Origin of the sequence: Daejeonella sp. (assembly GCF_030684675.1) — a bacterium.
Classification (GTDB): Bacteria; Bacteroidota; Bacteroidia; order Sphingobacteriales; family Sphingobacteriaceae; genus Daejeonella.
This window is the reverse complement of record NZ_JAUXXZ010000041.1, coordinates 1-4,598: the sequence shown is the minus strand read 5'-3', so window position 1 is coordinate 4,598 and position 4,598 is coordinate 1. Positions and strand designations below refer to the sequence as shown.

Sequence of the window (4,598 nt, the reverse complement as noted above, 5' to 3'; positions counted from 1 at the left end):
CCACATAATTGACCGGGGTGGCCGTACCGTTATAGTTAAGTACTGGGGTGAAAGTCACCGTACCTGTATTTGAAGCCGTGTAGGTTCCTTGTCCGCTCACCGTAAAAGTTGTCTGAACCCCCGCTGTAACCGGATCAAGGTCCACAATCGTTACATCGATCGTTCCGTCTACATCCGTATCATTACCCGTTACACTAAAGGTCACCGGGGTGTCTTCTGCCGTCGTGGCTGCATCCGCTACGGCAACAGGGGCATCATTCACTGCCGTGACCGTGACCGTGATAGTCGTACTGTTGCTCAATGAACCGCTATTATCTTTAACCACATAATTGACCGGGGTGGCCGTACCGTTATAGTTAAGTACTGGGGTGAAAGTCACCGTACCGGTATTGGAAGCCGTGTAGGTTCCTTGTCCGCTCACCGTAAAAGTGGCCTGAACCCCCGCTGTAACCGGATCAAGGTCCACACTCGTTACATCGATCGTTCCGTCTACATCCGTATCATTGCCTGTTACACTAAAGGTCACCGGGGTGTCTTCTGCCGTCGTGGCTGCATCTGCTACGGCAACAGGGGCGTCATTCACCGTTATCGTAAATGTCTGGGTTGCAAAGGTATCGTCTCCACCGTTGGATGTCCCGCCGTTATCTGTTAATATGACTGTTACAGTTGCATTGCCTGCAACGTTAGCCGCAGGAGTATAGGTTAATGTTCCATCAGTCGCTATAGCAGGCTGCACACTAAATAAAGGATTATTATTATTAGTCACTGCAAAATTGAGGGTCTGACTGCTCTCGTTAGCAGGGCCTTTACTAATCACTGTCGCCCATCCATTTACAGTTTGTGCCGGGGCATTTTTATTCACGATCTGGTTGGCGCCCTTTGTAAAGGAGGGCTCATCATTCACTGGTGTAACTGTTACTGTGATATTGACAGAACTACTTGTTAATCCACCATTATCATTTATTGTATATTGAATCGTTGAGGTACCATTGAAATTAGCCACCGGCACGAAAGTTACCGTGCCATTTCCATTATAGGTATAAGTCCCTTCACCTGTAACTGTGCGGCTTGTCTGAATAGGCGCCACGGAAGGATTAAGATCTACACCAGTTCCGGTGTTCAGCGTACCATTACCATTTTGATCTGAATCATTATTAACTATATTAAACGTCACCGGAGAATCTTCAAGGGTAGTGGTTGCATCAGCCACCGCAGTAGGAGCTACAGCGACGGCGGCCAGGATATCTATATTACGGATTTCGTGAAAATTGTTCGATCCACCGGTAGAGGCCGCGAAACCATAACTTAAAGTTGCCGGTATTCCATCATCAGGTATATAAGAAAAGTTGTTTACAACTGTATGGAGAGCTAATGTACCGGATGTATTTTCAGTAATAATTACTGTAATATTAAAACCTGTTCCAAAACCATTCGGAACAAGATCCATTTTTACTTTGCGGTAACCTGCATTGGCAGATGTCAGTCCTCTGCCATTCACTCCACCGGCAATCTGAAATGCAGTTGATGCAAATGCATTAGTCATGGCAGTCTGATTTGAAGTCTGAATGGAAGTTAAATACTCATAATTGGTTGCTAACTGAGCATTTCCATCACCTGATCCCCTCAAAGTGACTGAACTTGGGACAAAACCCGGCCCACCCTGCCTGCCTTCTGTCGGGTTAGAAAAATTACCAAACTCATCCAAACCTATCGCGACAAAACCCTTACTTACCCCCGCTATAGGATCATTCCTCTGGGTATAACCAAGTGACCCTCCAAAAGCACCAATATTGAAGGAACCGACGCTGGCGTCATAGAGGAAGAAAACAATCCCATCTGCTCCGTTTCCTCCATAAGTAAAATATTCGAACTGCACTGAAACCCCATTTGTAGAAGAGAAACTGCCTGTACTACGTGCAAAACCTGTTTGATTCAGTCCATTTGTTGTCAAACGAAGAAAACCTGATCCGGATGCATCTCCTCCTCCATTTGCAGTCAGGATAGCACCAGGAGAACCTCCAAATACTATATTGGTAGCTGTCGCATTTGTAAAGCTTTCAGATATTGGCAAAGCATTCTGAGCCAATAAAGGCTTAGAAATACTAACTAGAAAAAGCCAGCAAAAAAATATTGCCAGACTTCTGAAGAACTTTATTTTAAATCTATTAAACATTACAATACTAATCATCCAAGGTTTTTATAAAATCTCAAGAACATGTAATTATTAAACACAATTCTAGCATATCTTTAATCTCAAATATTAAACCAATCTCAGTAGAGTTAATATATTTTTATAAATAGATTGAATTCTGCTATTTCAATATTGCTTTTAGTTTTTTTTCATTTATTAAATGTGCAACCATAACGGAATAAACCTCCACAACTATGAAAATATTCCACGATTTGGGCAATTTTTTCTACAATTCTTAATCAGATCCTGCCGGATTTTCGCTTAGTAAAAACACTAACCAACAAATACAAGCCAATAAAAGCAACGATAAGTGAAATAACATCCATAATCGTTACTCCGTCATTTGGATTCAGATAAAACAGCGTAAACATTTCAAAGTAAGGCGGGGCAGGCATAATGATCATACCAAAACCCAAAAGAATAAGCAAAAGCGCTATAAATATCCTGAGCACCTTAGAAATAAGCTGCCATATTACCACTTTCTTTTGTGTCTTTCTATCGAGGTTATTCATTATTAAAAGCTGCCCAAGTTCCGAATCTGCTTCCTCAGTGATGAAATTATTTTTCATCCTTTTATAAGGTTCCAAAGCAGTTGAATCGGAGACAGATCGAAGGGCAGAATTGAACTTTATCTGCAGTTCTTGTAGTAATACATTATCCGGCCGGGCTTCTGAGAGAAGAACAAGGAACTCATCCATCTTCTTATGGATTTGTGCATATTCTAATCCTGCTCCCTGATTGAATTTTGAAAATTCTTCTTTACTATTTTGATTTTCCAAGACGTATAATGATTAAGTTTTATTTTTTTTCTGTTGTCTTAAACAATTATTGTTCCAAGCAATACCATGAAACTATATGTTAAAAGTAAAATGGCGTTTATGGCTATCAGTTCTAAGCAACCTGCCTAAAATCAAAAAATATTAATAATTAACGTGAACTCGACATAATATTTTAAAAACCACATAGAAACATAGCATTTTATAGCTTCTAACCTAGATTTTAGACACAGATAGACTTGAAGCTTCGCTTTAATCTATATGATTTACAATCTATGTTTCCTTTAAAGCATAATAAATTCAATCTATGTGGTTAAATATTAATCTTTAGATAGTTTAATATTCGAACTCACGTTAATTAGAGATTTTTGTTGTCTCGCATCTCATGTCTCATATCTAATATCTAAATTTTCCTATCTCAAATATAGTAATATATTGTAAATCAGTAAACTAAAGGCTAATAGTGTCAGTCTTTTAATCCCCATATTTTTTTTCTTAATTTGAACCCCAATTACCAGACATATTGAAAAAGGTTACTATCATCACTGTCAATTTCAACCAGCCGCTGCTTACTGAGCTGTTTTTAAATTCTGTTGCGGCTAGCAATACATATCCATCTATTGAGATCATCGTGGTCGACAATGGCAGCCATGAAAATCATATTCCAACCTGGCAATCCTCTTACCCTGAGGTCCGATTTATCCGATCTGAAAAAAACCTTGGTTTTGCAGGGGGAAACAATTTAGGTATGCGTGAAGCAAACGCTGAGTATCTCTTCCTCGTAAATAATGACACTGAATTCAGTGCGGGTCTGATTGAAAGTCTTGTTTCTGTTTTGGATTCCAGGCCAAAAGTTGGAGCTATAAGTCCGAAGATTCTCTATTTCGATGAACCCGATATTATTCAATACGCCGGATTTACCAAAATGAACATGAATACCGGACGGAATCACTGTATTGGACAAATGGAGCATGACATTGGGCAATATGATAATACTACCGGGCCTACAGGCTTTGTTCACGGTGCAGCAATGATGATTAGGAAAGAGGCGATCAATAAGGCAGGACTAATGCCTGAACTGTTCTTTCTGTATTATGAAGAAATGGATTGGTGTGAGAAGATCAGAAAAGCAGGGTTCGAAATCTGGATTGAACCCAAAGCTAAGATTTATCATAAGGAGTCCATGTCAGTTGGGAAGAAGAGTCTTCTGAAAGAGTACTTCATGTGCAGGAACAGGATCCTATTTATACGAAGGAACGCACCCTGGTTTTCCAGAATTATATTTTACTTTCACTTTCTGATACTTGTAACACCCAGGAATCTTCTTGGCTATTTATTGACTGGCATTAAAGCTCATGCAAGGCAGTTTATCAGGGGCATATTATGGAATTTTAGAAATGGGACGGAAAGTAGGGTATTGGGGTATGAAGAGAGTTGAGACCGATAGCTATCGGGTGGAAAATTGACAGTTGACAGTTGATAGTTAAGGACATGTCCGTGCCTGAATAAGGTTGACTTTTTAAAGGTATACAAACCTGTTATTATTATTGTTGTAACTGTGGGAATGTGGTAAACTCGATAGAGTTTTCCATATTTCCACAGTTTTTTTCTTTTTTGCTTCTTTTTTCTTT

Annotated in this window: 3 protein-coding genes; 1 reads left to right on the top strand and 2 read right to left on the bottom strand. The window is 39.7% G+C overall.

The window, feature by feature from the left end; all coding sequences use genetic code 11:
• Together Q8M41_RS08290 and Q8M41_RS08285 are read right to left on the bottom strand one after the other, a co-directional pair.
• A partial coding sequence (locus tag Q8M41_RS08290) for an Ig-like domain-containing protein (protein WP_305364786.1) occupies positions 1–2,188 on the bottom strand: 2,188 nt, incomplete at its 3' end.
• 242 nt (positions 2,189–2,430) lie between these two features.
• Positions 2,431–2,970 (bottom strand): hypothetical protein, encoded by a 540-nt coding sequence (locus Q8M41_RS08285; RefSeq protein ID WP_305364785.1) that lies wholly within the window; start codon positions 2,968–2,970, stop codon positions 2,431–2,433.
• A gap of 520 nt (positions 2,971–3,490) precedes the next feature.
• Here Q8M41_RS08285 and Q8M41_RS08280 point away from each other — a divergent pair.
• Complete coding sequence (locus Q8M41_RS08280; RefSeq protein ID WP_305364784.1) at positions 3,491–4,405, top strand: glycosyltransferase family 2 protein; 915 nt, start codon at positions 3,491–3,493, stop codon at positions 4,403–4,405.
• The last annotated feature ends 193 nt before the right edge of the window (positions 4,406–4,598 follow it).